Annotated in this window: 4 protein-coding genes and 1 pseudogene; 2 read left to right on the plus strand and 3 right to left on the minus strand. The window is 60.9% G+C overall.

Annotated elements, in window-relative coordinates; genetic code table 11:
- The 3 genes and pseudogenes from WA702_RS13655 to WA702_RS13665 form a co-directional block, all read right to left on the minus strand.
- Nucleotides 1–340 (minus strand): annotated as a pseudogene (locus tag WA702_RS13655) (TRAP transporter substrate-binding protein); the annotation flags it as partial.
- A gap of 875 nt (nt 341–1,215) precedes the next feature.
- Nucleotides 1,216–1,827 carry a hypothetical protein gene (locus WA702_RS13660; RefSeq protein ID WP_425111059.1) on the minus strand — a complete coding sequence of 204 codons (612 nt, stop codon included), beginning with the start codon at nt 1,825–1,827 and terminating at the stop codon, nt 1,216–1,218.
- 111 nt (nt 1,828–1,938) lie between these two features.
- Nucleotides 1,939–3,099 (minus strand): TAXI family TRAP transporter solute-binding subunit, encoded by a 1,161-nt coding sequence (locus tag WA702_RS13665; RefSeq protein ID WP_425111060.1) that lies wholly within the window; start codon nt 3,097–3,099, stop codon nt 1,939–1,941.
- An 89-nt stretch (nt 3,100–3,188) separates the two neighbouring features.
- Between WA702_RS13665 and WA702_RS13670 the strand changes: the two genes are divergently transcribed.
- Together WA702_RS13670 and WA702_RS13675 are read left to right on the plus strand one after the other, a co-directional pair.
- Nucleotides 3,189–3,410 (plus strand): hypothetical protein, encoded by a 222-nt coding sequence (locus WA702_RS13670; RefSeq protein WP_425111061.1) that lies wholly within the window; start codon nt 3,189–3,191, stop codon nt 3,408–3,410.
- Between the two features lie 708 nt (nt 3,411–4,118).
- Nucleotides 4,119–4,561 (plus strand): Arm DNA-binding domain-containing protein (locus tag WA702_RS13675; RefSeq protein WP_425111062.1); only part of this gene is annotated, 443 nt, incomplete at its 3' end.

Here is a 4,561-nt window from a genome sequence, read left to right on the forward strand (position 1 = left end):
GTGTCTGCGCGTCGGCCGGCATACCAAGGTCGCCCCGGCCAACCGCCAGATCGGTTTTGCCGGAGCCCAGCAGGGCGAGGGATTCGGCTGCTCCTCCGGTGGTGATCGGGGAGAGCCGGATCGTCCTGCTTTCCTCCTCGAAGGTCTCAGCCATCGCCTGAACCACCTGCTGGTCTTCGCTGCCTGCCGGCCCGACGGCGATCCGGAGGGCCTCGGGCTGCAAGACGTAGAAGAGGGCGGCCGCAGCGGCGCCGAATAGGACAAATCCCAAGGCGAGCACGATCAGCAGCCTTCGTTGGCGACGACCGTGAGCACTCCTGACCGTACCGGGCGGTGACATCAGATGACCCTCACTGAACAAACGCCTACTTGGGAGTATAAGCGCGCCGGTGCGAATTTTTGTGCGCCGCGTGTTACCCGAATGTTCTATCGCAACGCGATCATGAGGGTCTTGGATCCGACCGCGAAAGCAAACCTTCTTCCCGCCGGTGTGAAGGATGACCTGCTCTTACGGCGTACGCGGGCTCTTCGGATCGAAGTGGCGGCTGCCGGATTATAGCGCTTTTTTGACCGGCTGCTTTCCGCACTTCATGCAGCCAATGGCACTCCGAAGACGGTATCCGCTCGAGCGGCTCCTGGAAGAGGGGGGCGCCCGAGGTACGGCGCGACGCCTGCCGTAGCGTAGCCCTCAGAATTGCACTAGACTAAACTGGGCCGCTTAAACAGTCGCTTCAAACAGCAATTTGAGATGGTTGCATGTACCCGCAACCAAGCAAGTGTCCGGCAAAAAAGCGACTTTGAGATGGCTGCCCTGAGGGCCGGCTTTCGTTTGATTCCTCTCATTGCAGAGCCAACTACTACGATCCATCAGTTCTGATGGCGTGATCCTAACTGGCGTTGTTTGGCGCCTGTTTCGAGTTCGGCCGTGCGTCTAATCATGCTGTGGACAATCGTTTCACGATCGAGTTGGGTTAGCCCGCGGATGCCATGTTTCGATGAGACGGCGATGCGTTTTCAGTCAGCCCCGCCAGATCAAGCGCGCGGGGCGGAGACGGGTCTGCGGTTTTCATGATGGAACGCTGGTGAAGCACCAGCTTTCCCTTCATGCTCACCTAGAGACAGGAACGTTACCAACTCGATGTTGTGCCGACAAGACGAGCGCCCTCAGCCACGAGCGGCGCCGCTTGAGAGGCATTCCGCGTCGGGCCCTGATAATCATTGCGCGACCCGCTGTTCCCCCTCCTTGGTCACATGCCACAGCACGACGTGGTAATGCGGCATGTCCATGCCGGGATGGCCGCCGTTGAAATACATCGTCGTGTGGTCGACCTTTGGTGCGAAGGCGGGCGCGGTGCCTTCGAAGGTCTTGTGATCGTCAATGTCCTTGATGGCGACCATGTAAAGGGTCGCCACCAGTTTCCGCTGACGGTCGAAGCAGAGGAACGGCCCCAATGGCAGGGTGTCAGGCTTGACGTAGATGATCCCGAGGCCTGGAAAGAAATCCGGGAAATGCACGAGGTCGCTGACCTTTTTGTATCCTTGCTCGACGGCGATTGCCTGCACATTGTCCTGCCTGTCGGATTTCTTACGCCGTACGCGGTGGACAACGTGATGCTTGCGCGCAGCCTGGCGCAGGTGGTGTTGCGGTTGGGGCCGCGCGATCGTCATCGGCCGGCGTGCGGGTGAGGCATGAGATTCGGTTTGCGGAGGCTGACCGTAGGCTGCTGGCGGAAAGGCTGGTTGAGTCGATTGCGCGAATCCCGGCGCTGTGGCGAGCGAAGTGGCCGATAATGCCGACAGCGCGGCAGCAACCATCAGACGGTGCATCGAAGTCTCCCCAGTTTTTGTGATTTCATCTCTTTGTTCGAGTATGATCTGCGCCAACGCCTTCGGCGTTCGTCGCGAGGGAAACCGGAGTCCAGCTTTCCAGATCATGTTCTACTTGGCGCGCTCGTGGACACCGGAGGCGTCGTCCGGCTTCGCGTCGCTGGTGCCGCGAAGACCTGGGAATAGGGGGCTTCGCGAGGAGGCATCACCCGTCGTCGTCGGCTGGGGGACGCTGACAATGCTGCCGGAATGCCTCTCGAGCCAGCGTTCGGCGGGCTCGAATCGTTTCCATCCCGCCACCGTGTCGGCAAGATTTACTTGGTGCCAGGCGGGATGACGGGCGCCGGTGAGAAAGTCCGGAAAGCGGTCAAAGAAAGTCTGGACGAAATTGTCCATGAGAGCGTATCGGCTGCTGCGCTTAGGCCAGTTGTAGGCGAAGAGTGCGGCGCGAACGGCGATCGTCGGAACCTTCTCGTCGACGCCAAGGATGGCCGGGTAGTCGGTGTGGGTGATGGTCGCTTGCAGATAGCCGTCACCTAGGGAATGCGAGTAGGGAATCGAGATCAGGCGCAAGGCGGAGAACTGCGCGAATGGCGCCAAGGTCTCGATCGGCTTGGCCGAGACCATAAGGGCCGCTGCGATGTCGCCCTTGCGCATGCCCTCCAGCGCCGCCTGCAGACCCAGATTGACCGTGTTGGCCTTGAGGTCGAGGGAGTTCAGGACCTCCAGGCCCAACACTGCCGATGCGCTGCCTTCCTCGCCCAGACTGATCGTCTTGCCGGCGAGGTCCGACAGGCCCTTGACTTCGGCGCGCGCCAGAAGATGGAATTGCAGCGGAAACAGGGGAGCGATGTAAACGAGCTTGCTGCTGATATCGCCGACGGTCTTTCCGTCTCGCAGCCGGTTCGCGAGCACGATCGGCACGATGGCCATGTCGGCGCCGGGCAGCGTCAATAGGTCGAGCAGGTTCCGCCTACCGCCGTTTCCGACCATGGGCAATACGCGAAGCGCCACCTCGCCGTGCGGACCGCTCTCCTGATTGGCTGCAAGCGCGGTCGCAATGTCCTGGGCGATGGCGAATTCGGTGCTTTGTGGCGTGCCGGTGACCAGTCCGGCCGTGAAGCGGCCGAAGGAGACATCGGTGGCCTCCTTAGCGGGAGCTTCCTGCTTGCGCGGTGTCTGGCAAAAGGAAGTGGTCGTCGCTGCGCCGAGCGTCACGACGACCATCAGCGCGGCGGAAATGATGCCCCAAGGCGTCCGGCGATCGGTCATGCGCTCAGATCCGTTTCGTCGAACACGCAATTGGGCACCAAAAGTCCACGGCATGCGGCGCACTACCAAACAGGCCGCCGCATGGATCCATGGGCGTCCGAAACCAATACTCCTGGTTCGGGAGTTTGTTCCTTGATCCTCGCAAGAAATTATTGGCCTCATCGGCCATCGTCGAGCGGGGCGGTTTTGCGGCGATCGCGCAAATCGGCTCGCAGCTCCGCAGCGGCGCGAAGCAGACCTTGGGCCAGTCGGATCGAAATATTGGCAAGGGCGACCGGCCGATATCTGGTGTTTCTTCTGCCGAGAGGTGAGCGTGTGGCGGCCAAGCGGATCTAAATCCTTGGCCTGTCCGACAGCCGACAGCAATTCTGCGCGCACCTCGCTCGCTGACGTCAGCCTAGTCCCGCGCCTCGGTTTGGCGGAAGAGGCGGACTGATGGATACCGGAGGCTGTCGGAGCGATTGATCAGCCAACGGAAGTCCGGCGTGAACGGCATTGCCTCATATTCAATACAAGAGCCGAGAACAATGTCGGATATCGACACGATCCGCGTAGAGATCGAGCGCGAGCGTAAGCTTGTAGATCGTTAGCGACGGGACATTCTCACCCTTCAGCGGGCCGGCCGCTCAACGGCTGACGCCGAGCTCATCCTGGTGCGGCAGCTCGATCGCCCGGACGGGCTGACTGGAGAGCGCAACCGCCTGAAGGCCGCGCGGCCTGGCCCGGTGCAGGGGAGGGTGTTGGGAGGCCGCCGACGGTGAGACGGTTCGAAACCGACCTGAACGTGACGCCGTTGGCGCACCCGACACGATTCGAACGTGTGACCTTTGCCTTCGGAGTATTTTAGGTTGTTCTGCGCGAGAAAGCGCCAGGACATCCAATGCTACGATATCCCACTCTAATCGTTTGTAAATCTGGAATCTCGCTCCGCCGGCCGTATCCTGCGATACGCCCCGGTTTTCCTCCAAGTGCTTACGTGGTGATTACGCGGGAGACGGGCTTCGGAGGAGAGAAAATCCGTGCCTAAGCTCAGTAAACGCGTTGTCGATGTCGCCGAACCGCTGGACAAGGACTACGTCATCTGGGATGACGATCTGCCTGGCTTTGGTCTTCGCGTCTTCAAGTCGGGCAAGCGCAGCTATCTGATTCAATACCGTTCAGCCGGCCGCTCTCGCCGCTATAGCATCGGTGTTCACGGCGTTTGGACGCCGGAGCTTGCCCGTAAGGAAGCCAAGATTCAGCTGGGGCGGGTGGCACAAGGCGACAACCCGGCCGAGGAGCGGCAGCTCGACCACAAGGCGGTCACCGTCAAGGAGCTCTGCGAACTCTACCTCAAAGACTTCGAAGCGGGCCTTATTCTAGGCAAGGGCGGACGCCCGAAGAAGGCGACGACGTTGGTGACGGATACCGGGCGCATCAATCGCCATATCATTCCGTTGATCGGCACGCGTCGGGTCAAGGA

Source organism: Bradyrhizobium sp. (assembly GCF_049798375.1).
In the GTDB taxonomy this organism is placed as follows: Bacteria; Pseudomonadota; Alphaproteobacteria; order Rhizobiales; family Xanthobacteraceae; genus Bradyrhizobium.

Coding starts and splice junctions, on each gene's coding strand:
- WA702_RS13660 (WP_425111059.1), bottom strand. CDS start 1,827: ATGCACCGTCTGATGGTTGCTGCCGCGCTGTCGGCATTATCGGCCACT.
- WA702_RS13665 (WP_425111060.1), bottom strand. CDS start 3,099: ATGACCGATCGCCGGACGCCTTGGGGCATCATTTCCGCCGCGCTGATG.
- WA702_RS13670 (WP_425111061.1), top strand. CDS start 3,189: ATGGGCGTCCGAAACCAATACTCCTGGTTCGGGAGTTTGTTCCTTGAT.